Source organism: Yokenella regensburgei ATCC 49455, from assembly GCF_000735455.1.
GTDB classification, from domain to species: domain Bacteria; phylum Pseudomonadota; class Gammaproteobacteria; order Enterobacterales; family Enterobacteriaceae; genus Yokenella; species Yokenella regensburgei.
In genome coordinates, this window is record NZ_JMPS01000032.1 from 88537 (window position 1) to 113571 (window position 25035).

Annotated in this window: 22 protein-coding genes; 7 read left to right on the plus strand and 15 right to left on the minus strand. The window is 56.1% G+C overall.

What is annotated here, in order from left to right:
- Positions 1–9: 9 nt before the first annotated feature.
- The 3 genes from GYRE_RS09915 to GYRE_RS09925 all read left to right on the plus strand — a co-directional run bounded on the left by GYRE_RS09915 (position 10) and on the right by GYRE_RS09925 (position 2784).
- Positions 10–1647 (plus strand): FGGY-family carbohydrate kinase, encoded by a 1638-nt coding sequence (locus GYRE_RS09915; RefSeq protein WP_038254968.1) that lies wholly within the window; start codon positions 10–12, stop codon positions 1645–1647.
- Positions 1644–2243, plus strand: coding sequence for a KpsF/GutQ family sugar-phosphate isomerase (locus GYRE_RS09920; RefSeq protein WP_006821197.1), 600 nt, complete (start codon positions 1644–1646; stop codon positions 2241–2243). The genes GYRE_RS09915 and GYRE_RS09920 overlap by 4 nt, the downstream gene beginning before the upstream one ends.
- Before the next feature lie 118 nt (positions 2244–2361).
- Positions 2362–2784, plus strand: a complete 423-nt coding sequence (locus tag GYRE_RS09925) for a DoxX family protein (RefSeq protein WP_006821198.1) — start codon at positions 2362–2364, stop codon at positions 2782–2784.
- 48 nt (positions 2785–2832) lie between these two features.
- Here the strand turns inward: GYRE_RS09925 and glyA are convergent, their stop codons facing one another.
- Entirely contained in the window at positions 2833–4086 is a 1254-nt protein-coding gene (gene glyA, locus GYRE_RS09930; protein WP_038254970.1) for a serine hydroxymethyltransferase, read from the minus strand.
- Positions 4087–4412: 326 nt separating this feature from the next.
- Between glyA and hmpA the strand changes: the two genes are divergently transcribed.
- Positions 4413–5591 (plus strand): NO-inducible flavohemoprotein, encoded by a 1179-nt coding sequence (hmpA, locus tag GYRE_RS09935; protein ID WP_038254972.1) that lies wholly within the window; start codon positions 4413–4415, stop codon positions 5589–5591.
- 84 nt (positions 5592–5675) lie between these two features.
- On the opposite strand, the gene glnB is transcribed toward hmpA, so the two are convergent.
- The 5 genes from glnB to purL all read right to left on the minus strand — a co-directional run bounded on the left by glnB (position 5676) and on the right by purL (position 14034).
- Positions 5676–6014, minus strand: coding sequence for a nitrogen regulatory protein P-II (gene glnB / locus GYRE_RS09940; RefSeq protein WP_002914032.1), 339 nt, complete (start codon positions 6012–6014; stop codon positions 5676–5678).
- A 66-nt stretch (positions 6015–6080) separates the two neighbouring features.
- Positions 6081–7415 carry a two-component system response regulator GlrR gene (gene glrR, locus GYRE_RS09945; RefSeq protein WP_038254976.1) on the minus strand — a complete coding sequence of 445 codons (1335 nt, stop codon included), beginning with the start codon at positions 7413–7415 and terminating at the stop codon, positions 6081–6083.
- Positions 7415–8146, minus strand: a complete 732-nt coding sequence (gene qseG, locus GYRE_RS09950; protein ID WP_072009060.1) for a two-component system QseEF-associated lipoprotein QseG — start codon at positions 8144–8146, stop codon at positions 7415–7417. The genes glrR and qseG overlap by 1 nt, the downstream gene beginning before the upstream one ends.
- Positions 8147–8175: 29 nt before the next feature.
- Positions 8176–9600, minus strand: coding sequence for a two component system sensor histidine kinase QseE/GlrK (gene qseE, locus GYRE_RS09955; protein WP_038254979.1), 1425 nt, complete (start codon positions 9598–9600; stop codon positions 8176–8178).
- Between the two features lie 546 nt (positions 9601–10146).
- Positions 10147–14034, minus strand: coding sequence for a phosphoribosylformylglycinamidine synthase (gene purL, locus GYRE_RS09960; RefSeq protein WP_038254981.1), 3888 nt, complete (start codon positions 14032–14034; stop codon positions 10147–10149).
- 256 nt (positions 14035–14290) lie between these two features.
- Between purL and mltF the strand changes: the two genes are divergently transcribed.
- Positions 14291–15841 (plus strand): membrane-bound lytic murein transglycosylase MltF, encoded by a 1551-nt coding sequence (gene mltF, locus GYRE_RS09965; protein WP_006821207.1) that lies wholly within the window; start codon positions 14291–14293, stop codon positions 15839–15841.
- Here mltF and tadA read toward each other — a convergent pair.
- Together tadA and yfhb are read right to left on the minus strand one after the other, a co-directional pair.
- Positions 15835–16347: a tRNA adenosine(34) deaminase TadA gene (gene tadA / locus GYRE_RS09970; protein ID WP_038254982.1), complete on the minus strand. Its 513-nt coding sequence runs from the start codon at positions 16345–16347 to the stop codon at positions 15835–15837. The genes mltF and tadA overlap by 7 nt on opposite strands.
- An 84-nt stretch (positions 16348–16431) precedes the next feature.
- A complete protein-coding gene (gene yfhb, locus GYRE_RS09975; protein WP_006821209.1) occupies positions 16432–17055 on the minus strand; it encodes a phosphatidylglycerophosphatase C in 624 nt (207 codons plus the stop codon).
- 161 nt (positions 17056–17216) lie between these two features.
- Here yfhb and GYRE_RS09980 point away from each other — a divergent pair, with 161 nt between their 5' ends.
- Complete coding sequence (locus tag GYRE_RS09980; RefSeq protein WP_006821210.1) at positions 17217–18065, plus strand: MurR/RpiR family transcriptional regulator; 849 nt, start codon at positions 17217–17219, stop codon at positions 18063–18065.
- Positions 18066–18121: 56 nt separating this feature from the next.
- A complete protein-coding gene (locus GYRE_RS09985) occupies positions 18122–18382 on the plus strand; it encodes a YfhL family 4Fe-4S dicluster ferredoxin (protein WP_006821211.1) in 261 nt (86 codons plus the stop codon).
- On the opposite strand, the gene acpS is transcribed toward GYRE_RS09985, so the two are convergent.
- The 7 genes from acpS to lepA form a co-directional block, all read right to left on the minus strand.
- Positions 18379–18759, minus strand: a complete 381-nt coding sequence (gene acpS, locus GYRE_RS09990) for a holo-ACP synthase (protein WP_006821212.1) — start codon at positions 18757–18759, stop codon at positions 18379–18381. The two genes, GYRE_RS09985 and acpS, sit on opposite strands and share 4 nt — an antisense overlap.
- On the minus strand, positions 18759–19490 hold the full coding sequence (gene pdxJ / locus GYRE_RS09995; protein ID WP_038255009.1) for a pyridoxine 5'-phosphate synthase: 732 nt from the start codon (positions 19488–19490) through the stop codon (positions 18759–18761). Before pdxJ ends, acpS begins: the two co-directional genes overlap by 1 nt.
- Before the next feature lie 17 nt (positions 19491–19507).
- Positions 19508–20248: a DNA repair protein RecO gene (recO, locus tag GYRE_RS10000; protein ID WP_006821214.1), complete on the minus strand. Its 741-nt coding sequence runs from the start codon at positions 20246–20248 to the stop codon at positions 19508–19510.
- Positions 20249–20258: 10 nt separating this feature from the next.
- The gene (gene era / locus GYRE_RS10005; protein WP_006821215.1) at positions 20259–21170 is read right to left on the minus strand and encodes a GTPase Era; all 912 of its coding nucleotides are present in this window, start codon (positions 21168–21170) and stop codon (positions 20259–20261) included.
- Positions 21167–21847, minus strand: a complete 681-nt coding sequence (rnc, locus tag GYRE_RS10010) for a ribonuclease III (RefSeq protein ID WP_038255011.1) — start codon at positions 21845–21847, stop codon at positions 21167–21169. The genes era and rnc overlap by 4 nt, the downstream gene beginning before the upstream one ends.
- A gap of 228 nt (positions 21848–22075) precedes the next feature.
- Positions 22076–23050 carry a signal peptidase I gene (lepB, locus tag GYRE_RS10015; protein WP_006821216.1) on the minus strand — a complete coding sequence of 325 codons (975 nt, stop codon included), beginning with the start codon at positions 23048–23050 and terminating at the stop codon, positions 22076–22078.
- A 16-nt stretch (positions 23051–23066) separates the two neighbouring features.
- Positions 23067–24866: a translation elongation factor 4 gene (gene lepA, locus GYRE_RS10020; protein WP_006821217.1), complete on the minus strand. Its 1800-nt coding sequence runs from the start codon at positions 24864–24866 to the stop codon at positions 23067–23069.
- Positions 24867–25035: the final 169 nt, after the last annotated feature.

The window sequence follows — 25035 nt, forward strand, 5'->3', positions numbered from 1 at the left end:
AGAAGAATTATGGCGAGTTATTTCATTGGTGTGGATGTAGGTACCGGAAGCGCCCGCGCAGGGGTCTTTGACCTGAACGGCAGAATGGTGGGCCAGGCGAGCCGTAGCATCGAGATTTACCGTCCGCAGGCAGATTTCGTTGAGCAATCCTCGGATAACATCTGGCAGGCCGTGTGTAACGCCGTGCGCGACGCGGTGAATCAGGCAGATATCAACCCTATCCAGGTCAAAGGCCTGGGCTTCGACGCCACCTGTTCACTGGTAGTGCTCGATAAAGAGGGCAAGCCGCTGACCATCAGCCCATCCGGGCGCAGCGAGCAGAACATTATTGTGTGGATGGATCACCGCGCCATCGCCCAGGCCGACCGCATCAACGCCCTGCACCACCGCGTGCTGGATTACGTAGGCGGCATTATTTCACCGGAGATGCAGACGCCGAAGCTGCTGTGGCTGAAACAGCACATGCCGAACACCTGGGCCAACGCCGGATACTACTTCGATCTGCCGGATTTCCTCACCTGGCGCGCCACCAACGACGACACACGTTCGCTGTGCTCCACCGTCTGTAAGTGGACCTACATGGGCCATGAAGATAAGTGGGACGCGAGCTACTTCCGCCAGATTGGGCTGGAAGATTTGCTCGAGCACGACGCAGAAAAAATTGGCCGCTATGTAAAAACCATGGGCGAGCCGCTCGGTCACGGTCTGACCCAGCGTGCGGCCAGCGAAATGGGGCTGATACCCGGCACCGCAGTCAGCGTGTCCATTATTGATGCCCACGCCGGGACGCTCGGCACGCTGGGCGCCTGCGGCGTATCGGGAGAGGTGGCTGATTTCGACCGCCGTATCGCGCTGATTGGCGGCACCTCGACGGGGCATATGGCCATTTCCAAAGAACCGCGCTTTATTGGTGGCGTCTGGGGGCCTTATTACTCCGCCGTGCTGCCAGACTACTGGCTGAACGAAGGCGGTCAGTCCGCCACCGGGGCGCTCATCGACCATATTATTCAGTCGCACCCGTGCTACGAAACGCTGCTGGCGCAGGCCAACGCGCAGGGGCAGACCATCTATGAGGTGCTGAATGCGCTGCTGCGTAAAATGGCGGGCGAACCGGAGAATATTGCATTCCTGACCCGCGATATTCACATTCTGCCCTACTTCCACGGCAACCGTTCGCCGCGTGCAAACCCGACCCTGACCGGCACCATGACCGGCCTGAAACTGTCGCGCACGCCGGAAGATATGGCGCTGCACTATCTGGCAACTATCCAGGCTATCGCCCTCGGGACCCGCCATATTATTGAAACCATGAATCAGAGCGGCTATGCCATCGATACCGTTATGGCGAGCGGCGGAGGGACCAAGAATCCGATCTTCGTTCAGGAGCACGCCAACGCCACCGGCTGCGCCATGCTGCTGCCGGAAGAGAGCGAGGCCATGCTGCTCGGCGGTGCGATGATGGGAACGGTGGCAGCCGGGGTGTTTGATTCCTTCCCGGAAGCCATGTCGGCGATGAGTCGCATTGGCAAAACGGTGACCCCGCAGACGAACCGCATCAAGCAGTACTATGACCGTAAGTATCAGGTGTTCCATGAGATGTATCAGGATCACATGAAGTACCGTCAGCTAATGCAGGAGGGAGCATGACCAGCGCATGGCAACAGGCCAGCGGAACATGGCAGCTCTACAGCGAGGCGCTGGCGAGCCTTGGCCAGCATTTGAGTGAGCCACTCTGGCAATCGCTGATGGCGGAACTGCGCGGCTGTAAAGGCAAAATTGTGGTCACCGGCGTTGGCACTTCTGGCATTGCCGCCCGCAAGATTGCTCATATGCTCGCCTGCGTCGAGCGCCCGGCGATTTATCTCAGCGCCACCGATGCCGCTCATGGGGATCTGGGTTTTCTGCAGGCCGACGATCTGGTCATTATGCTGTCGCGTGGCGGTAACTCCGACGAGCTCACCCGACTGTTGCCGGGGCTGGTAAGCCGCCATGTGCCGGTTATCAGTGTGACGGAAAACCCGGCATCGGCGATAGCCCAGGCTTCCAGACTGGTGATTTCAACGGGTGTTCAGCGCGAGGCCGATCCGCTCGACATGCTGGCGACCACCTCAATCCTGCTGGTACTGGCGATTTTCGACGCCGCCTGCGTGTGCCTGATGAACGAGAGCGGCTATTCGAAAGAGAGCCTGTTGGCGGTACACCCTGGTGGCGACGTGGGCTTAACGCTGCGTCAGACACCTTAGTGCTTCATCCTTACCCTTCCCTCTCCTGGCGGGAGAGGGATAACTCTTCACACAGCATGGCGAAGCGGGAAAATGTGTATTAGGTTTAAATTACACACGTTTACAGGATGGACCTGCTATGAACTCGCTTCGTTACTTCGAATTTGGTCAGTCACGCCATCTGTTACTGCTGATAGCGCGTATTGCCATCGTGCTGCTGTTTATTATTTTCGGTTACCCTAAGCTCACCGGGTTTGACGGTACGGTACAGTACATGGCGGCCTCTGGCGCCCCGATGCCGATGCTTGCAGCGATTATCGCCATCATCATGGAAGTGCCGGCAGCCATTCTTATTGTCCTGGGCTTCTTTACCCGCCCGCTGGCGGTGATTTTCGTATTCTACACCATCGGCACCGCGATCATTGGTCACCACTACTGGGATATGAGCGGTGATGCGGTGCTACCAAACATGATTAATTTCTACAAGAACATCAGCATTGCCGGGGCGTTTATTCTGCTCGCGATAACCGGCCCTGGTGCCATATCGATTGATAGACGTTAATATTAAAAAAGGCCGCTTTCGCGGCCTTTTTTTATGGCAGAGCCAGAATTATGCGTACACCGGGAAACGGGCGCAGATATCCAGAACTTTACCTTTGATACGCTCGATGGTGGCTTCATCATTGATGTTGTCCAGCACGTCACACATCCAGCCAGCCAGCTCTTTCGCTTCCGCTTCTTTGAAACCGCGACGAGTGATTGCCGGAGAACCGATACGGATACCAGAGGTCACAAACGGGCTCTTCGGATCGTTAGGCACGCTGTTTTTGTTCACGGTAATGTTGGCACGGCCCAGGGCAGCGTCAGCTTCTTTACCGGTCAGGTTCTTATCAACCAGATCCAGCAGGAACAGGTGGTTTTCAGTACCGCCAGACACCACTTTGTAGCCACGGTTCAGGAACACTTCCACCATCGCTTTGGCGTTTTTAGCAACCTGCTGCTGGTAAACTTTGAACTCTGGCTCCATCGCTTCTTTCAGCGCTACCGCTTTCGCCGCGATAACGTGCATCAGAGGACCGCCCTGCGCGCTTGGGAACACAGCAGAGTTCAGTTTTTTATACAGATCTTCGTCGCCGCCCTTCGCCAGGATCAGGCCACCGCGTGGACCCGCCAGGGTTTTGTGGGTCGTGGTGGTCACAACGTGAGCGTGCGGAACCGGGTTCGGATAAACGCCTGCGGCAATCAGACCCGCAACGTGCGCCATATCGACGAACAGATACGCACCGATGCTGTCAGCGATTTCACGCATTTTTGCCCAATCAACTACGCCGGAGTAAGCAGAGAAGCCACCGATAATCATCTTCGGTTTGTGGGTCTGAGCCTGCCTGGCCATGTCTTCGTAGTCAATTTTACCGGACTCATCGATGCCGTAAGGAATGATGTTGTACAGCTTACCGGAGAAGTTGACCGGAGAACCGTGAGTCAGGTGACCACCCTGCGCCAGGTTCATACCCAGAACGGTGTCGCCCGGCTGCAGCAGCGCGGTGTAGACCGCGAAGTTAGCCTGAGAACCGGAGTGCGGCTGCACGTTAGCGTAGTCTGCGCCAAACAGTTCTTTCGCACGGTCGATAGCCAGCTGCTCAACGATATCTACATACTCGCAACCACCGTAGTAACGTTTGCCCGGATAGCCTTCAGCATATTTGTTGGTCAGCTGAGAACCCTGAGCCTGCATGACGCGCGGGCTGGTGTAGTTTTCGGAGGCGATCAGTTCGATGTGCTCTTCCTGACGTACTTTTTCCTGCTCCATAGCCTGCCACAGTTCGGCATCATAATCGGCAATGTTCATTTCACGCTTTAACATCCGCATCTCCTGACTCAGCTAACGATAGAATTTCAACCCTGGAAAGGGGTCCAGTTTGGACAACGGCCCACAGTATAACTGATTAGTTCTGCGATAACAGGTCTTGACAAAGGATTTTACGCAAACGATTACGCACTGATAGAACAAGGGCCTGACGAATAAAGCACTTCTCATTTTCAAGGGAATTCTTTTCAGGTTTGTGATGTGTATTTTTCATGTTGTAACCAATGAAGCGCAAAGTTACAAAGAACCATTTACAACACAGGGTTATTTTTTATAAGATGCATTTAAAATACACCATTAAGAATACACACAAGGAAGCAGACATGCTCGACGCTCAAACCATCGCTACCGTGAAAGCCACCATTCCTTTACTGGTTGAAACCGGACCAAAACTCACCGCCCACTTTTATGACCGCATGTTCAGCCATAACCCGGAGCTGAAAGAGATCTTCAATATGAGCAATCAGCGTAACGGCGACCAGCGTGAAGCGCTGTTCAACGCCATTGCCGCCTACGCCAGTAATATTGAAAATCTGCCTGCTTTGCTGCCCGCGGTAGAGAAGATTGCCCAGAAGCACACCAGCTTCCAGATTAAGCCAGAGCAGTACAACATTGTCGGCGGTCATCTGCTGGCCACTCTCGACGAGATGTTCAGCCCGGGTCAGGAAGTGCTGGATGCCTGGGGTAAAGCCTATGGCGTACTGGCGGGCGTGTTCATCAACCGCGAAGCAGAAATCTATCAACAAAACGCCGATAAACAGGGCGGCTGGGAAGGGACTCGCGCGTTTCGTATCGTCAACAAAACGCCGCGCAGCGCGCTTATCACCAGCTTTGAGTTCGAACCGGTCGACGGCGAGCCAGTGGCAGATTACCAGCCGGGCCAATATCTGGGCGTGTGGCTGAAGCCGGAAGGTTTTCCGCATCAGGAAATCCGTCAGTATTCACTGACCCGTAAACCGGACGGCAAGGGCTATCGCATTGCGGTGAAACGCGAAGACGGTGGGCAGGTTTCAACCTGGCTGCACAACGAAGCCAACGTCGGTGATGTCGTGCATCTGGCCGCTCCGGCAGGTGATTTCTTTATGAGCGTTAAGCCTGGTACCCCGGTGACGCTTATCTCTGCTGGCGTTGGTCAGACCCCAATGCTGGCGATGCTCGACACCCTGGCGCAAAATGGTCATCAGGCGCAGGTTAACTGGTTCCACGCGGCTGAAAATGGTGAAGTCCATGCCTTTGCCGATGAAGTGGCCGCACACGGCAGCAAACTGGCAAACTTTAACGCACATACCTGGTATCGCGCTCCGCAGGCGGGCGATCGCTATGACAGCGAAGGGATGATGGCGCTAAGCCCGCTGGAAGGTCAGTTCTCCGATCCGCAGACCCAGTTCTTCCTCTGCGGCCCAGTCGGTTTTATGCAGTTCGCCGCGAAGCAGCTGGTTGAACTGGGCGTGAAAAACGAGAACATTCACTACGAATGCTTCGGCCCGCATAAAGTACTGTAATGCAAAAAGCCCCTCTACCGAGGGGCTTTTTATTTCGCCGGGCGGCAGTGGTGCCTTACCCGAGCCTACAAATCTGTTGCACTGTTAGATAGCCGCGTCGTCTTCTTCGCCGGTGCGGATACGGATAACGCGCGCCACGTCAAAGACAAAGATCTTACCATCGCCAATTTTGCCGGTCTGCGCCGTGCGAATAATGGTGTCCACGCAGGTATCGACGATATCGTCAGTCACCACAATTTCAATTTTGACCTTCGGCAAAAAGTCGACCATGTACTCAGCGCCGCGATACAGTTCGGTGTGGCCTTTCTGACGACCAAAGCCTTTCACTTCCGTCACGGTCATCCCGGTGATGCCAACTTCCGCCAGCGCTTCACGTACATCATCGAGCTTGAAGGGTTTAATAATCGCATCAATCTTTTTCATGGTGTTCCTGTTGTTATACGCGTAACCGATTGCTCACGGTATCATAACCGCAGCCAGGTTGCGGGGCTATTCTTTAAAATCGTTGGCATCGAGTTCGTGGCGGGACAGCAGTTTGTAGAACTCCGTCCGGTTGCGACCTGCCATACGTGCCGCGTGGGTAACGTTGCCTTTCGTGATTTGCAGCAATTTGCGCAGATAGTTCAGCTCAAACTGATTACGCGCTTCAACAAAGGTGGGCAGCGCGGTGTTTTCGCCTTCCAGCGCCTGCCCCACCAGCGCATCGCTGATGACCGGTGAGGAAGTCAGCGCTACGCACTGCTCAATCACGTTGACTAACTGGCGCACGTTACCCGGCCAGCTTGCGGCCATCAGGCGCTTCATCGCATCGGTGGAAAATGCCCGCACAAAGGGTTTGTGTCTGTCTGCAGACTGGCGCAGCAGATGATTCGCCAGCAGCGGAATATCTTCGGTTCTCTGTGCAAGGGTTGGGATCTTCAGGTTCACCACGTTGAGGCGGTAAAACAGATCTTCACGAAATTCCCCCCGCGCCATCGCCTTCGGCAGATCGCGGTGCGTTGCCGAGATAACCCGCACGTCGATGTCGATGTCGCGGTTGCTGCCAAGCGGTCTGACCTTACGCTCCTGCAGAACACGCAGCAGCTTCACCTGCAGCGGGATCGGCATGTCACCAATTTCATCGAGGAACAGCGTACCGCCTTCCGCAGCCTGAAACAGCCCTTCACGATTGCTTACCGCGCCGGTAAACGCCCCGCGGGCGTGACCAAACAGTTCAGACTCCAGCAGCTGCTCCGGCAGCGCGCCACAGTTGATAGCAATAAACGGTTTTTTGCCGCGCGGGCTGGCGTTGTGAATAGCCTGGGCGAAGATCTCTTTCCCGGTACCGCTCTGACCGTTAATCAGCACGCTGACATCTAACTGCGCCACCATTCGCGCCTGCTCCAGCAGGCGGTGCATCAGCGGGCTACGGGTGACAATAGCTTCATGCCACGCCTCATCGGCCGCCGGAGCAGACTGTTCCAGCGCCTCGTCGATGGCTTTATACAGCGCGTCGCGATCCACCGGTTTGGTCAGGAAGCTGAATACCCCCTGCTGGGTGGCGCTGACCGCCTCCGGGATTGAACCATGCGCGGTGAGGATAATCACCGGCATCCCGGGCTGAACCTTCTGGATCTCGGCGAACAGCTGCAGGCCATCCATCTCATCCATTCGCAGGTCGCTAATAACCAGGTCGATTTTCTCCCGGCCAAGCGCGCGCAATCCCTGCTGGCCGCTTTCGGCCGTGACCACGCTGTAACCTTCGCTGGTGAGGCGCATCCCCAGAAGCTTCAGTAGCCCAGGATCGTCATCAACCAGCAGCAGGCGAGCAGGTGTACGACTCATTATGGTTTATCCTCATCGGGTTGCGCTGCGTCATCTTTTGCCGCAGGCGTGGTATCTCCGGTATGGGAGGCATCAGGATTAAAACTACCCGCCGGTTTGCGGGTGGAGAGCTGGCGTTCGATATCCGTCAGATTTTCAAGCTTGCGGGTGGTGAGGTCAAGCTGGGTGCGCAGATGCTGTTGCTGCTGGCGCAGCGTATCCAGCTCACCGTCGCTCGACTGCTGCAATTTGGCATAGCGGGAGCGTTCGTCAGAGAGCTGCAGCTGCAGGGCCTGACCGTCGCGCCAGAGCTGATACAGCGGGCGTACCTGCGAAGGGATCTGCCCGTTCAACGCGTCGACCTGGGTAACCAGTCCGCGGCGCTCAACCGGGGTTATTTTGGCATTGCCCAGCAGGATGCCGCGCTTGAACGCCTCCTGCCAGTTGCTCTTATCGAGCATACGCGCTTCGGTACGCGACTGCTCCGGCGTCAGCCGGTCGGCACAGTCCATGCCGCGCAGCCAGTAGAGCGGGTTTTTATCGGTCACTTCACCACTCAGGGACCAGATATCCGCGCAGTCCGTTGACAGAAAATCAGCCAGCTGCTGCTGCGGCAGCTTCTCTTCCAGCGCATCTGACGCATGATGATTTATGCCAGAGACACAGCCCGCCAGCAGCAGGCCCGATACGCCAGGCAACCACAAGCGGCGCAAACGCACCGCGTTAAAAACAGACGCTAAGAATTGAGACATGTTCACCAGACTGTAATTCATTCGATTATTTATTCCGGCCCGCGAACCGGGAGTTCGATGCGAAAACAGACATCGCCGGTCACGCCATTCACCAGCGTCAGTGTACCGTGCATACGCTTCACGCAGTCTCTGGCGATGCTTAGCCCCAGCCCACTGCCCTTGACGGCACCCTTACGTTGATGACTTCCCTGATAAAATGGCTCAAAAATCATGGCGCGTTCGGCGTCGGGTATCGGGGTTCCGGTGTTCACCACTTCGATACGTACCCGATCGTCTATCGCGCGACTATGGATGTAAATGTTACCGGATTCAGCCCCGTAGTGCACCGCATTGGAGTAGAGATTATCCAGCACGCTCATCAGCAGCATCGGTTCGGCATGACAGACTGGTGCATCCAGCGCCACGTCGGTATGCATCATTTTAGCCCGCGCCGGTAAACTATGGGCGGAGATGACCATTTCCACCAGCGGCGCGATTTCCACCGACTCCAGCTCAACCGTGCTATCGGCCAGCTTGCGGTTATAGTCGAGCAGTTGCTCGATGAGTTTCTGCAGATTACGACTGCTGTCATCCAGAATATCGACCACCTCTTTTTGCTCGGTGGTCAGCGGGCCAACCACCTGATCGGCCAGCAGTTCGGTGCCTTCACGCATACTGGCAAGCGGCGTTTTCAGCTCGTGCGACAGGTGGCGTAAAAACTGATGCCGCTGCGACTCAAGCCAGGCAAGGCGTTCACTCAGCCAGACGATCCGCTGCCCGACCGAACGCAGCTCGCGCGGCCCTTTGAAGCTTACCGTGTTGCCAAGCGAGCGCCCTTCTCCGAGGCGATTGATCATTCGCTCAATGCCCTTGACCGGGCCGATGATCATGCGGGTAAACAGCAGCACCATCGCAAGGCTCACCAGAAACAGTACCAGCGCCTGCCAGCCAAAGAACTGTCCGCGTTCGGCGATTTCCCGCTGTAGCTGTTGCCCACGCGAGAACACGACCGTACGCGTGGCCTGCACCATGTCGGTGTTAGCGCTGGCGAAGGCCTCCAGCCGTGCCGCCGAAGCGTCGTCGGGGCCGCTGTTCTTACACTGAATTTGTTCCAGTGCGTCAAGATCCTGACGCAGGGACTGATAGAGCTTATCGTCAGGCAGTACGCCCGCGTGCGCTTCCAGCATCTCGGCATAGCGACGACGCTGGCTCTGATACACCTTCGCAAGGGTCGCGTCGTCCAGCACGCAGTACTGCCGGTAGCTACGCTCCATTTCCAGCGCCACGTTAGTCATCGCCTCACTACGTCGCGCATCAATCAGCGTGGTGCGGTTCGTCTGCGCCGCCTGCGCGCTCAGGGCATTCAGGCTCTGCCACGCTTGCCAGGCTAAGACCAGCAACGGTAGCAGGATCAGGATAAATGACAGCATAACCAGCTGACGCAGCGAACGGGGGAAAAGTGACCAGCGTTTCAATGAGATTGTCTCAACGTAGAAGCATGCTGGAAGGTTAACTGAGGATGTACTGCAGATACAACAAAGCCGGGTAAAAACCCGGCTTTGTCATGAAATAAGGCGGTGCCTAACTCGACGTTTCGCCCGGAGGTTGATATAGCGCAGCTGATATCAGATGTTGGACGGCAGGCACCTTTTTGTGCGTCATTCGAAGTTTATGTAGCACGTCCCGAAGGGGCTGACATAAGAAGGTGAATGAGCCACTGCGCAGGATTATGCACTATACGTGCCACATTACAAAACAATTTATTAACATCATGATATATATGTATTTTATATCAAATTCAGCAAATCAATGAAGAGATTGATTTTTAATCAATGCGTCGCCAATTAACGACACTTATAGACGTATAATAATAATGCAAATAAAAACAACAAGTTATATGTCTCAAAATAGAGACACCTACTTTCTGCCGATGTCGCAATTTCCCGACAGTGGTTTCGCTTAAGCATCACAAATAAAAAAGCCCCTGACCAGGTCAGAGGCTTTTGTCTTCCAGGAGGCTATTAGCCCAGCTGTTTACGTGCGTTGCGGAAGATACGCATCCACGGGCTGTCTTCGCCCCAGTTTTCCGGGTGCCATGAATTTGCCACGGTACGGAATACGCGTTCCGGGTGCGGCATCATCACGGTGACGCGACCCGTTTCGCTGGTGACCGCGGTGATACCATTCGGGGAACCGTTCGGGTTCGCCGGATAGGTTTCTGTCACGTTACCGAAGTTATCGACATAGCGCAGCGCCACCAGCCCTTTGCTTTCGAGCGCGGCGAGATGTGCGCCATCGCGCACTTCTACACGCCCTTCACCGTGAGAAACGGCAATCGGCATCTGTGAACCAGCCATCCCCTGCAGCAGCAGAGACGGGCTGTTGGTAACTTCCACCAGGCTGAAGCGTGCTTCAAAGCGGTCGGAGTGGTTACGCACGAAGCGCGGCCACAGCGAACTGCCCGGGATCAGTTCACGCAGGTTAGACATCATCTGACAACCGTTACACACGCCTAACGCCAGCGTCTGCGGACGATGGAAGAAGGTTTCAAACTCGTCGCGCACCTGGCTGTTGAAGAGGATGGATTTCGCCCAGCCCTCGCCTGCGCCCAGCACGTCGCCGTATGAGAAGCCACCGCAGGCCACCAGCGCATGGAAATCACTAAGACCGGTGCGCCCGGCCAGCAGGTCGCTCATGTGAACGTCGATGGCATCGAACCCAGCGCGGTGGAACGCCGCCGCCATTTCAACGTGTGAGTTCACGCCCTGCTCACGCAGAACCGCGACTTTCGGACGTGCGCCGCGGGCAATATACGGTGCCGCAACGTCTTCATTGATGTCGAAGCTGAGCTTAACGTTCAGACCCGGATCGTTGTCATGGCGTTTGGCTTCATGCTCCTGATCCGCACACTCCGGGTTATCACGCAGACGCTGCATCTGCCAGGTGGTTTCAGCCCACCACATACGCAGCGTGGTACGGCTTTCGCTGAACACCGGCTGACCGTTGGCAGTAAGGGTGAAGCGATCGCCCGCCACCGCTTTACCGAGGTAATGAACGTTGTTCTGCAGACCATGGGATGCCAGCAGCGTTTCTACCGCTTCGCGATCCGCTGCCCGCACCTGAATCACCGCCCCCAGCTCTTCATTGAACAGCGCCGCCAGACGATCTTCACCAAGCGGGGCAATGTCGGCCTCAACGCCGCAGTGACCGGTGAAGGCCATCTCGGCAAGCGTCACCAGCAGACCACCGTCAGAGCGGTCGTGGTAGGCCAGCAGCTTACGCCCGGCCACCAGCGCCTGCATGGCATCGAAGAAACCTTTGAGCTGCGCCACGTCGCGCACGTCGGCAGGCTTATCGCCCAGTTGGCGGTACACCTGCGCCAGCGCTGTTGCGCCCAGCGCGTTGCGACCGTTGCCAAGATCGATAAGCAGTAAGGCGTTGTCTTCAGTGGCAAGCTGCGGCGTAACGGTACGACGTACGTCTTCAACGCGGGCAAATGCGGTGATGACCAGCGACAATGGTGACGTCATCTCGCGCTCTTCAGTGCCTTCCTGCCAGCGGGTTTTCATCGACATCGAGTCTTTACCCACCGGAATGGTCAGCCCCAGCGCCGGGCAAAGCTCTTCGCCCACCGCTTTAACCGCTTCATACAGACCTGCATCTTCGCCCGGGTGACCCGCGGCGGCCATCCAGTTGGCAGAGAGCTTAATACGTTTGATATCGCCAATCTGCGTCGCCGCAATGTTGGTCAGTGCTTCCCCCACCGCCAGACGGGCAGAGGCGGCAAAGTCGAGCAGCGCCACCGGGGCTCGTTCGCCCATCGCCATCGCTTCGCCGTAGTAGCTGTCGAGGCTTGCGGTAGTCACCGCGCAGTTGGCTACCGGTACCTGCCATGGCCCAACCATCTGATCGCGCGCCACCATGCCGGTAACGGTACGGTCGCCGATGGTGACGAGGAAGGTCTTCTCGGCCACCGCCGGGAGATGCAGTACGCGATTAACTGCGTCAGCCACGGTGATGCCTTTTCTGTCAATCTGCTCGCCTTTTGCAGCAAGCGTGGTGACATCGCGGGTCATCTTCGGCGTTTTGCCGAGCAGCACGTCGAGCGGCATATCGATAGGCTGGTTATCGAAGTGGCTGTCGTTCAGCGTCAGGTGCAGTTCTTCCGTCGCTTCACCGATCACCGCGTACGGCGCGCGTTCGCGTTTGCACAGTGCATCAAACAGCGGGAGCTGGTCGGCCGCGACCGCCATCACGTAGCGTTCCTGGGATTCGTTACACCAGATTTCCAACGGGCTCATACCCGGCTCATCGCTCAGGATGTCGCGCAGCTCAAAGCGGCCACCGCGCCCCCCGTCGCTCACCAGCTCCGGCATCGCGTTAGACAAACCGCCCGCACCGACATCGTGAATGAACAGGATCGGGTTGGCGTCGCCCATCTGCCAGCAGCGGTCGATAACTTCCTGGCAACGGCGCTCCATTTCCGGGTTGTCGCGCTGCACGGAAGCAAAATCGAGATCGGCGTCGGACTGACCGGAAGCCATAGAAGACGCTGCACCGCCGCCAAGGCCGATGTTCATCGCCGGACCACCGAGGACAATAAGCTTCGCGCCCGGCGGGATGTCGCCTTTCTTCACGTGCTCAGCGCGGATGTTGCCGATGCCGCCCGCCAGCATGATAGGTTTGTGGTAGCCGCGCAGCTCTTCGCCGTTATGGCTGGTCACCTTCTCTTCATAGGTACGGAAATAACCGTTCAGCGCCGGACGACCGAATTCGTTGTTGAACGCCGCGCCGCCCAATGGACCTTCGGTCATGATATCGAGCGCGGTAACGATCCTCTCCGGCTTACCAAAATCTTCTTCCCACGGCTGTTCAAAGCCCGGGATACGCAGGTTAGACACCGAGAAGCCCACCAGGCCCGCTTTTGGCTTGGCACCGCGTCCGGTCGCGCCTTCATCGCGGATTTCACCGCCGGAGCCCGTCGCCGCACCCGGCCACGGCGAAATAGCCGTCGGGTGGTTATGCGTCTCCACCTTCATCAGAATGTGCGTTGGCTCCTGATGGAAGTCGTAGCGCCCGGCTTCGTGGTCGGCAAAGAATCGGCCCACATCAGAACCTTCCATCACCGCGGCGTTATCTTTATAAGCGGAGAGCACGTGCTCCGGGGTTTTCTCAAAGGTGTTCTTAATCATTTTGAACAGCGACTTTGGCTGCTCTTCGCCGTCGATAATCCAGTCGGCGTTAAAAATCTTGTGGCGACAGTGCTCAGAGTTGGCCTGCGCAAACATATACAGTTCGATATCGTTCGGGTTGCGGCCCAGCTTAACGAAGGCGTCCTGCAGGTAATCAATTTCGTCTTCCGCCAGCGCCAGCCCCAGGCGCACGTTGGCATCCACCAGCGCCTGACGCCCCTGACCCAGCAGATCGACGCTGGCAACCGGAGCCGGCTGATGATGAGCAAACAGGCTCTGTGCCGCTTCCAGAGAGGTAAAGGTGCTCTCCATCATCCGGTCGTGTAGTTCTGCGACCACCGCATCCCACTGTTCCGTGCTGAGCGTCGAGGCTTCAATGTACCAGGCAACACCGCGCTCCAGACGAGCAATTTGCTCCAGTCCGCAGTTATGGGCGATGTCGGTTGCTTTGGAAGACCAGGGGGAGATAGTGCCAGGGCGAGGGGTAACGAGCAGCAGCTTTCCTGAAGGAGTATGGCTGCTAAGCTTCGGGCCATACTGAAGCAGACGCTCCAGTCGGGAGAACTCGTCACCGGAGAGCGGAGCGCTAAGCTCGGCAAAATGGACATATTCAGCATATATATTGCTTACCGGCAGATTGGCGGCCTGGAAGCGCGTCAGCAGTTTGTTGATACGAAATGCAGACAGTGCAGGCGAACCACGCAGAATTTCCATCATTAAGTCTCTCGTCTTCTGGGTTTCAGTGTACGCAAGGGGAAAACGGGCGCCATTATAGAGGATCCTGGGCGGCTACGTAACCGTTTGCGTCGAAATAAAATCAGGCTGTCATTTTGACAATTGGTGTGACTAATCCCCGGAATAAGTTGCCAACTGTCTTATTGTTAAGCAAAATGCCGTCCACATGACTCTCACTCCCAGGCCATCACTATGGTAACTGCTGACTGACGACACTTCAGCGCAGAGAATTAACTAATTGAAAAAATTAAAGATTAATTATCTGCTTATCGGCATTGTTACACTGCTGCTGGCAGCGGCCTTATGGCCTTCTATCCCCTGGTTCGGCAAAGCCGACAACCGTATCGCCGCTATCCAGTCGCGGGGGGAGCTGCGCGTCAGTACCATCGTCTCTCCCCTCACCTGGACCAACATCAACGACAAAGACTCCGGCCTCGATTACGAGCTGGCCCGACAGTTTGCGGATTACCTCGGCGTGAAGCTGAAAGTGACCGTACGGCAAAACATCAGCCAGTTGTTTGACGATCTCGACCACGACCGGGCCGATATGCTGGCCGCGGGGCTGGTGTATAACGTTGAGCGCCTGAAAAACTACCAGGCCGGTCCGACGTATTACTCCGTTTCCCAGCAGTTGGTCTATAAGGTGGGGAACTACCGCCCGCGCTCGCTTGAGAACGTGACCGCGCAGCAGTTGACCATTGCCCCCGGCCACGTGGCGATCAATGATTTGCAGGCGTTGAAAGAGAAAAAGTACCCACGCCTGTCGTGGACCGTGGATGACAAACGCGGCAGCGTCGCGTTAATGGACGACGTGATAGAAGGTAAACTCGACTACACCATTGCCGACTCCGTTGCCATCAGCCTGTACCAGCGAGTGCATCCGGAACTTGCCGTCGCACTCGACGTCACCGACGAACAGCCGGTCACCTGGTTTACGCTTCGCAGCGAAGACAATACGCTTCCGGCCGCCATGCTCGACTTCTTTAATAACATTAATGAAGACGGTACCTTAGCCCGCCTTGAAGAGAAATACCTCGGTCACGGAGACGGGTTTGACTACGTCGATACCCGCACCTTCCTGCGGGCGGTAGACAGCACCCTCCCCGACCTGCGACCGATGTTTGAGAAGTACGCGCAGGAGATTGACTGGCGCCTGCTGGCGGCGATTTCTTATCAGGAATCACACTGGGATCCGTTAGCAACCTCTCCAACCGGGGTTCGCGGCCTGATGATGCTGACCAAAAATACCGCACAGAGCCTGGGGCTGACCGATCGTACCGACGCCGAGCAAAGTATCAGCGGCGGGATGCGTTATCTGCAGGACATGATGACCAAAGTGCCGGACACCGTACCGCCGGATGAGCGGATCTGGTTTGCGCTGGCGGCCTACAATATGGGTTACGCACATATGCTGGATGCCCGGGCGCTGACGGCGAAACAAAAAGGGAACCCGGACAGCTGGGCGGAAGTGAAGCAGCGCCTGCCGCTGCTCAGCCTGAAACCGTACTACAGCAGGTTAACCTATGGCTACGCTCGTGGACACGAGGCTTACGCTTACGTTGAGAATATCCGTAAATACCAGATAAGCCTGGTCGGCTATCTGATCGAGAAAGAGAAGAAAGCGGAGCAGGCCATGCGGATCGCGCAAGATTATCCTGCGGTATCGGTAGAGGAGCTGAATCAGAGAAGCGCCGGGGTGCTGCCTTTCCTGTCGCTATTCCCGGACGAACATTCGGGGCAGATCCAGGTGAAAGTGCCCAATATGATCGTGGACGTGCCGCGTCACTGATCCCCCGCGGCGGGATCTGCTGCCTTCTTCAGCGCTTTTTTCTCCGCCCGACGCTGGCGGAAGAAATCACTCAGCATTGCCGCACAGCTTTCACTCAGAATACCTTCAACAATCTCTACCCGATGATTCATTCCCGGGTGATGCAGGACATCCATCAGCGAACCGGCCGCGCCGGTTTTAGCATCTCGGGCGCCGAATACCAGGGTGCCGATGCGGCTGTGTACCATCGCCCCGGCACACATTACGCATGGCTCAAGAGTCACATACAGGGTGGTATCGGTGAGACGGTAGTTTTGCAGCACTAAGCCGCCCTGGCGCAGCGCCATGATTTCGGCATGGGCCGTCGGGTCGTGACGACCGATCGGGCGGTTCCAGCCTTCGCCAATCACCTGGTTGTTGTGCACCAGCACCGCGCCTACCGGAACCTCACCCTCTTCCCAGGCTCGCTTTGCCAGCCCCAGCGCGTGGCGCATCCAGTATTCATGGTTCAGTTCATTGTCGGACACGTCTCAGGCACTCCAGAAATTTTGGCGGGGCGCATTATACACAATCTTCCCTGAATAATTCGGCTTGAAGTATCACGGGTGATGTTATTCCAGCTGTTGCAGCTCACCACGAGGCGTGATCCGCCAGCGGTGCTGACAGAAAAAGAGTAGCGGATTATCCTGATTGCTGTCGCTGTAGCCGCTGTAAAGCTGCAGCGGAGCGCCGATTTTACGCTCCAGCTGTGCGACCTTCTCGTGGCCAAGGCAACGCATAGTCAGCACCCAGCCACCGCATTTGCGCTCAATCTGGCTGGCGATGAGATTCACGCGCGGCAGCCATGGGGTATCAAAATAGACCTGCTCCACCAACGGCTGCGGCGAACCGGTAATTAACCAGACGTCGGCATCGGACTCGGTCAGATAATTGGTCAGCCGGGCATGCACCTGCGGGAAGGCGACGACGTGCTGGCGGAACCAGTGAACGAACTGCGCTTCTTTCTTCTTCAGGCTCGCCTCGCTATGGCCGAAGGTGCTGGCCCACAGCAGCAGACTCATTGGCCAGCGCGCAGCGCGACCCTGGCATAAAAGCCCCAGCAGAATGACCGGCAACAGCGGGATTACCAGCAGCAGGTTAACAGGCTGCCGACGAAGCAGATAGCGCATAAAGCTGCCGAACATATCCTGCTGATGCAGGGTTCCATCAAGATCGAAAAACACAACGCGACGCATAGGACGGCTCAAACTCCATTGCTAAATCAGTTTGCCAGAATTGAAACACATCCTGGCATAGTTAACCTCACATTTGCGCAAACGTAACACAATGTCATTATTCTTGTTTATCCCTTATAATCGAATAAAAAATTCTGACAGGCACGATCTGTGGAGCGTCAATGAATTGTTTAATCCGCATCCGGCAGCGCTATCCGAGCCTGGCGCAAAGCGATAAAAAGCTGGCGAATTTTATCCTCACCCAGCCTGACCACGCGCGTCACCTCAGCTCTCAGCAGCTGGCCGCCGAGGCTGGCGTCAGCCAGTCCAGCGTCGTCAAGTTCGCCCAAAAATTAGGCTTTAAAGGCTTTCCGGCGCTGAAGCTGGCACTGAGCGAAGCGCTTGCCAGCAACCCGAATCCGCACTCGGTGCCGGTGCATAACCAGATTCGCGGCGACGATCCGCTGCGCCTGGTGGGTGAAAAGCTTATCAACGATAACGTGGCGGCAATGCATGCCTCACTCGACGTGAATACCGAAGATAAGCTGCTGGAAAGCGTCGCGCTTCTGCGCAATGCCCGCCGTATTATTGTGACCGGCATCGGCGCATCGGGTCTTGTTGCACGCAACTTTAGCTGGAAGTTGATGAAAATTGGCCTCAACGCGGTGGCAGAGCAGGATATGCACGCCCTGTTGGCGGTGGTTCAGGCAATGGATCCTGACTCTCTGCTGGTGGCTATTTCCTACTCCGGCGAACGTCGCGAGATCAACCTTGCCGCCGATGAAGCGCTACAGGTAGGTGGAAAGATTCTGGCGATCACCGGCTTTTCTCCTAACGCCCTGCAGCAACGCGCCAGCCACTGTCTGTACACCATTGCCGAAGAGCAGGCGACGCGCAGCGCCGCTATCTCCTCCACCAGCGCCCAGATGATGCTGACCGATCTGCTGTTTATGGCGCTGGTTCAGCAGGATCTTGAACATGCGCCGGGACGCATTCGCCATAGCGAAGCACTGGTGAAAAAACTGGTCTGAACAGAGAATGGGCGTATAATGCCCGCCCTGTTTGTGTTGTTTCTGAGAAATTCCTGATGGCGCTGTTAATCACCAAAAAATGCATCAATTGCGATATGTGCGAGCCCGAATGCCCGAATGAGGCAATTTCGATGGGCGAGAGCATTTATGAGATTAACAGCGATCGCTGCACGGAGTGCATTGGGCATTACGAAACACCCACCTGCCAGAAAGTGTGCCCGATCCCCAATACCATTCTGAAAGATCCGGCACACGTTGAAAGCGAAGAGCAGCTATGGGACAAGTTTGTCGTGCTGCACCACGCCGATAAAATCTAATTTTCGATAATCACCGTCGCACAGGCGTAGTGACGTTCATCCGCCAGGGTAACATGCAGGCTGGCGACACCTAAACGTTCTGCCAGCAGCTTTGCCTCTCCCCACAGACGCAGCTTCGGTTTACCCAACTCGTCGTTGTAAACTTCAAACTGATTGAACGCCAGCCCGTTGCGAATGCCGGTACCGAAGGCTTTCGCCGCCGCCTCTTTCACCGCAAAGCGCTTTGCCAGAAAACGCACCGGCTGCTGATGCGTTTCCCAGATTTGCCACTCATTGTCGTTCAGTACGCGTCTGGCGAGGCGATCGCCACTTCGGGCGATCACCGCTTCAATACGGGCAATTTCAACGATGTCGGTGCCGAGGCCCAGAATCGCCATTATTGACGGGCTTCCAGCATCAGGCGCTTCATTTCAGCCACAGCGTCTTTCAGGCCGCTCATCACCGCGCGACCAATGATGGCGTGACCGATATTCAGTTCGTGCATTTCCGGCAGCGCCGCTACGGCTTTCACGTTGTGGTAGGTCAGGCCATGTCCGGCGTTAACCTTCAGGCCCAGGCTTGCGGCATAGCGAGCGGCACGAGCGATGCGAGCCAGCTCCTGCGCCTGTTCGGCGTCGGTTTTGGCATCGGCGTAGCAGCCGGTGTGAATTTCAATGTACGGTGCGCCAACGTCCGCAGCGGCTTTAATCTGTGCCTCATCGGCATCGATAAACAGTGACACAAGGATCCCGGCGTCGGCCAGGCGCTTGCAGGCATCACGCATTTTATCGAGCTGACCGGCAACGTCGAGGCCGCCTTCCGTGGTCACTTCCTGACGCTTCTCCGGAACCAGGCAGCAGAAATGCGGTTTGGTTTCGCAGGCGATCGCCAGCATCTCTTCCGTGACCGCCATCTCCAGGTTCATACGCGTGTCGAGGGTCTGGCGCAGAATGCGGACGTCGCGATCGGTGATGTGACGACGGTCTTCACGCAGGTGCACGGTGATACCGTCTGCACCTGCCTGCTCGGCAATAAATGCAGCCTGCACCGGGTCTGGATACGCAGTGCCGCGCGCGTTGCGCAGGGTGGCAATATGATCGATGTTGACGCCTAACAGTAATTCAGCCATGACAATCCTCGAATTTTTCATTTTGGTTTTGGTGCATCCTGTTCCTTCACCCGCAGCGCTGGAGTGAACTGCCGAAACAGCTCCCGGCTTTTCAGCGGTTTGCCGCCAAGCCAGGGTTTTAGCGCCATGCGCGTAAAGCGTTTCGCCGCGCGCAGGGTGTCGGTATCCGGAAACTCGCGGCTGGCGAGTGCCTTTAAATGGTGCCCGGTAAACGTGCTGTTATCAATGACCACACTGGCAATAAAGCCTTTTTCTTCACGATAGCGGTAGGTCATGGTGTCTTCCACCGGCTCACCGCTGCCCGCACAGTGCAGAAAATCAACGCCGTAGCCAAGGTGCCCAAGCAGCGCCAGCTCAAAGCGACGCAGCGCCGGCTCCGGCGAACCGCTGACACCCGCCAGGGCCTGGATACAGTACAGGTAATCGAAGAAGAGTTCAGAGAAGCGCGTCTCTTGTTCGAGCACGCGAGAAATGAGTTCGTTGACGTATAAGCCGCTGTAGAGGGCAATGCCGGTCAGCGGTAGTGCCAGAGAAACGGCTTCGGCACTGCGCAGGGTTTTGACTTCACCGCGCCCGCCAAAGCGAACGAGTAACGGCGTGAAGGGCTGTAAGGCGCCCTTCAGATTTGAACGTTTTGAACGTGCGCCTTTTGCAACAAGGCGCACGCGACCCGACTCTTCCGTGAAGACGTCCAGCATCAGGCTGGTTTCGCTCCAGGGACGACTATGCAGGACAAAAGCGCGCTGCCAGCCTTCCATCGGGGTTTACTTAGAGGTCGTCTACGTAACCGAGACTGCGCAGCGCGCGTTCGTCGTCGGCCCAGCCAGATTTCACTTTCACCCACAGTTCGAGGTGAACCGGCGCTTCGAACATCTCCTGCATATCCTTACGGGCTTCAATACCGATGGTCTTTATCTTGGTACCTTTGTTACCAATAACCATCTTCTTCTGCCCTTCGCGCTCAACGAGGATCAGGCCGTTGATGTCATAGCCACCGCGTTCGTTGGTCTGGAAACGTTCAATTTCAACGGTAACAGAATACGGCAGTTCAGCACCGAGGAAGCGCATCAGCTTCTCACGGATAATCTCAGAGGCCATGAAGCGCTGAGAACGATCGGTGATGTAGTCTTCCGGGAAGTGGTGAATCGCCTGCGGCAGATGCTTACGCACGATGTTGGCGATGGTATCCACGTTCAGTCCGCTTTCTGCTGAAATCGGTACGATATCGAGGAAGTTCATCTGGCTGCCGAGGAACTGCAGGTGCGGCAACAGGTCCGCTTTTTCCTGCACGTTATCCACTTTGTTCACCGCGAGGATAACCGGCGCTTTGCCTTCACGCAGCTTGTTCAGCACCATTTCGTCGTCTGGTGTCCAGCGGGTACCTTCCACTACGAAGATAATCAACTCAACGTCGCCGATAGAGCTGCTGGCCGCTTTGTTCATCAGGCGGTTGATAGCACGCTTCTCTTCCATGTGCAGACCCGGGGTATCAACGTAGATGGCCTGATAAGCCCCTTCCGTGTGGATCCCCACGATGCGGTGACGCGTGGTCTGCGCTTTACGGGAAGTAATGGAAATCTTCTGCCCAAGCAGTTTGTTCAGTAAGGTGGATTTACCAACGTTAGGGCGACCTACGATGGCAATAAATCCGCAATATGTGTTTTCGTTTTCGTCGCTCATTCCAGCTCCAGTTTTTTCAGCGCCTGTTCGGCGGCAGCCTGCTCCGCCTTGCGACGGCTGGAACCGGTACCTACGACGGGTTCACTCAGGCCACTGACCTGGCAGTGGATAGTAAATTCCTGATCGTGTGCTTCGCCACGAACCTGCACCACCAGATACGACGGCAGCGGAAGATGGCGACCCTGCAAATATTCCTGCAAACGGGTTTTCGGATCTTTTTGTTTATCGCCCGGGCTAATTTCGTCCAGACGCGTCTGGTACCAGGAGAGGATCAGTTGCTCGACGGTCTGAATATCGCTGTCAAGGAACACGCCACCAATTAAGGCTTCTACGGTATCCGCCAGAATCGATTCACGACGGAAGCCGCCGCTCTTCAGTTCGCCAGGCCCTAAGCGCAGGCACTCGCCCAGTTCAAACTCGCGGGCAATTTCTGCCAGCGTGTTGCCGCGAACCAGCGTTGCGCGCATCCGGCTCATATCGCCTTCGTCGACGCGCGGGAAGCGGTGGTACAGCGCGTTAGCAATGACATAACTTAAAATGGAGTCACCGAGAAATTCCAGGCGCTCGTTATGTTTACTGCTGGCACTGCGATGGGTTAATGCCTGTTGCAATAACTCCTGATGATGAAAAGTGTAGCCCAGCTTCCGTTGAAGCCGATTAATTACGATGGGGTTCATGCGATACCAATAAATGAATGCGTCAAAAATGCAGCACACGAAACCGACCTGAAAATAAAGAACCAACGCGGTTTCGTGTGCCGTGGCTCCCGGAGGGGAGACAACCTAAAGTTTCGGGGGAATATTCTATACGTAACCGTGGGGGATGTCGTTAGTTCGGAGGGATATATATCTTAAATAATTCACGTTGCCGCCTTTTTGACGGCAACGTGAACGTTAAGCGATGGATTAATGGATACCGCCAATGCGATTCAGACGAACGCCAGTCGGCCATTCACCCTCTTGCTTGTCGAAACTCATCCAGATACCAACCGCTTTACCCACCAGATTAGCTTCCGGGACGAAGCCCCAGTAACGGCTGTCGGCGCTGTTATCGCGGTTATCACCCATCATGAAGTAGTGTCCCGGCGGAACAATCCAGGTTGCCAGAGGCTGTCCTGGCTGCTGGTAGTACATCCCCAGCTGGTCCTGCGCGATTGGTACCGTCAGAATGTTGTGAGTCACCTCACCCAGCGTCTCTTTACGCTGGTTCAGACGGATACCGTTCTCTTTGCTCTCGCCTTTTGGCAACTGCCAGAACCCGCTGGTTGCTTCTCCGCCGTTACGACGAGCGAAGGTCTGTACAAAATCGCTCGGCTCTACGTTGGAATACGTCACCGGCAGCGCGTTGCCACAGGCCTGGCCTGAGAGGCAGCCTGGCTGGATAGTCACTTCCTTCGCTACCGGATCGTAGCTCACTTTATCGCCCGGCAGACCGACTGCACGCTTGATATAGTCGAGACGCGGATCTTCCGGATATTTGAATACCACGATATCGCCGCGCTTCGGATGACCGGTTTCGATGAGCGTCTTCTGGTAGATAGGATCTTTAACGCCGTAAGCAAACTTCTCAACCAGAATGAAATCACCAATCAGCAGGGTTGGCATCATCGAACCTGACGGGATCTGGAAAGGCTCATAGATAAATGAGCGCACCACCAGTACGATCGCCAGCACCGGGAACACCGAAGCACCGGTTTCCAGCCAGCCCGGTTTCGGGCTCACTTTCTTCAGGGTTTTCTTGTCCAGCTGATCGCCGGTTGCCGCCTGCGCCGCGGCCTGACGTTCGCGGCGTTTCGGTGCGAAAATGAACTTATCCAGGCACCATAACAACCCCGTCACCAGGGTTGCGATCACCAGGATTACGGCAAACATGTTCGCCATGCCAACTCCTTATTGGTTATTTACCGTCTTTACCGACGTGCAGAATGGCGAGGAATGCTTCCTGTGGCAGTTCGACGTTACCGACCTGCTTCATTCGCTTCTTACCGTCTTTCTGTTTCTGCAGCAGCTTTTTCTTACGGCTCACGTCACCACCGTAGCACTTAGCCAGTACGTTTTTACGCAGCTGTTTCACGGTAGAACGAGCAATGATGTGGTTGCCGATGGCCGCCTGAATCGCGATATCGAACTGCTGACGTGGGATCAGTTCTTTCATCTTCTCAACCAGTTCACGACCGCGGTATGGCGCGTTGTCGTTGTGCGTGATCAGCGCCAGCGCATCCACACGCTCGCCGTTGATCAGTACATCGACGCGCACCATGTTGGACGCCTGGAAACGTTTGAAGTTGTAGTCCAGCGACGCATAACCGCGGGAGGTGGACTTCAGACGGTCGAAGAAGTCGAGCACCACTTCCGCCATCGGGATTTCGTAGGTCAGCGCCACCTGGTTACCGTGGTAAACCATGTTGGTCTGAACGCCACGCTTCTCGATACACAGGGTGATCACGTTGCCGAGAAATTCCTGCGGCAGCAGCATGTGACACTCAGCGATAGGCTCACGCAGCTCATCAATGTTATTCAGCGGCGGCAGCTTGGACGGACTGTCTACGTAGATAACTTCTTTGTTGGTGGTCTGCACTTCATACACTACGGTCGGTGCCGTGGTGATGAGATCCAGATCGTATTCACGCTCCAGACGTTCCTGGATAATCTCCATGTGCAGCAGGCCGAGGAAGCCACAGCGGAAGCCGAAGCCCAGCGCCGTCGAGCTTTCCGGCTCATAGAACAGAGAGGCGTCGTTCAGGCTGAGTTTACCCAGCGCATCACGGAAGGCTTCGTAGTCGTCAGAGCTTACCGGGAACAGACCCGCGTAGACCTGCGGTTTCACCTTTTTAAAGCCCGGCAGCGCTTTGTCAGCAGGATTACGTGCCGTGGTCAGGGTATCCCCCACCGGCGCGCCCAGGATGTCTTTAATCGCACAAACCAGCCAGCCTACTTCGCCGCACTTAAGCTCGGTACGATCGACCTGCTTCGGCGTAAAGATGCCGAGACGATCGGCGTTGTACACCTGACCGGTGCTCATCACCTTAATTTTGTCACCCTTACGCATGGTGCCGTTTTTAATACGCACCAGGGAGACAACGCCCAGGTAGTTGTCGAACCAGGAGTCAATGATCAGTGCCTGCAGCGGTGCATCCGGATCGCCTTCCGGTGCCGGGATATCGCGGACGAGACGCTCAAGAACGTCCTGTACGCCAACGCCGGTTTTCGCAGAGCAGCGCACCGCATCGTGAGCATCGATACCCACAATGTCTTCAATCTCTTCCGCTACGCGATCGGGATCGGCGGCTGGCAGGTCAATTTTGTTGAGAACCGGAACCACTTCCAGATCCATTTCCATCGCGGTATAGCAGTTGGCCAGGGTCTGGGCTTCTACGCCCTGTCCTGCGTCAACCACCAGCAGTGCGCCTTCGCACGCCGCAAGGGAGCGAGAAACTTCATAAGAGAAGTCCACGTGGCCCGGGGTGTCGATAAAGTTAAGCTGATAAGTCTCGCCGTCGGCGGCTTTAAAATCGAGTGTCACGCTTTGCGCTTTGATGGTGATGCCGCGCTCGCGCTCCAGGTCCATGGAGTCGAGAACCTGCGCTTCCATTTCGCGATCAGAAAGGCCACCGCAAATCTGAATGATGCGGTCAGACAGCGTCGACTTACCGTGGTCGATATGAGCAATGATCGAAAAGTTACGTATGTTCTTCATATATTAATTATTTATGCCTTACGAATACCTGGAGGCCGCTGTACTGTGCCTGACGTTTTGTCGTTCGAAAACGCCGCATTCTACACTACATCACCACAACCAGGAAATGCTCTTACAGTCAGGTTAGCGGGAACAACAGATGGTGTCAGAAGCGGGTAGTAAAAACTCA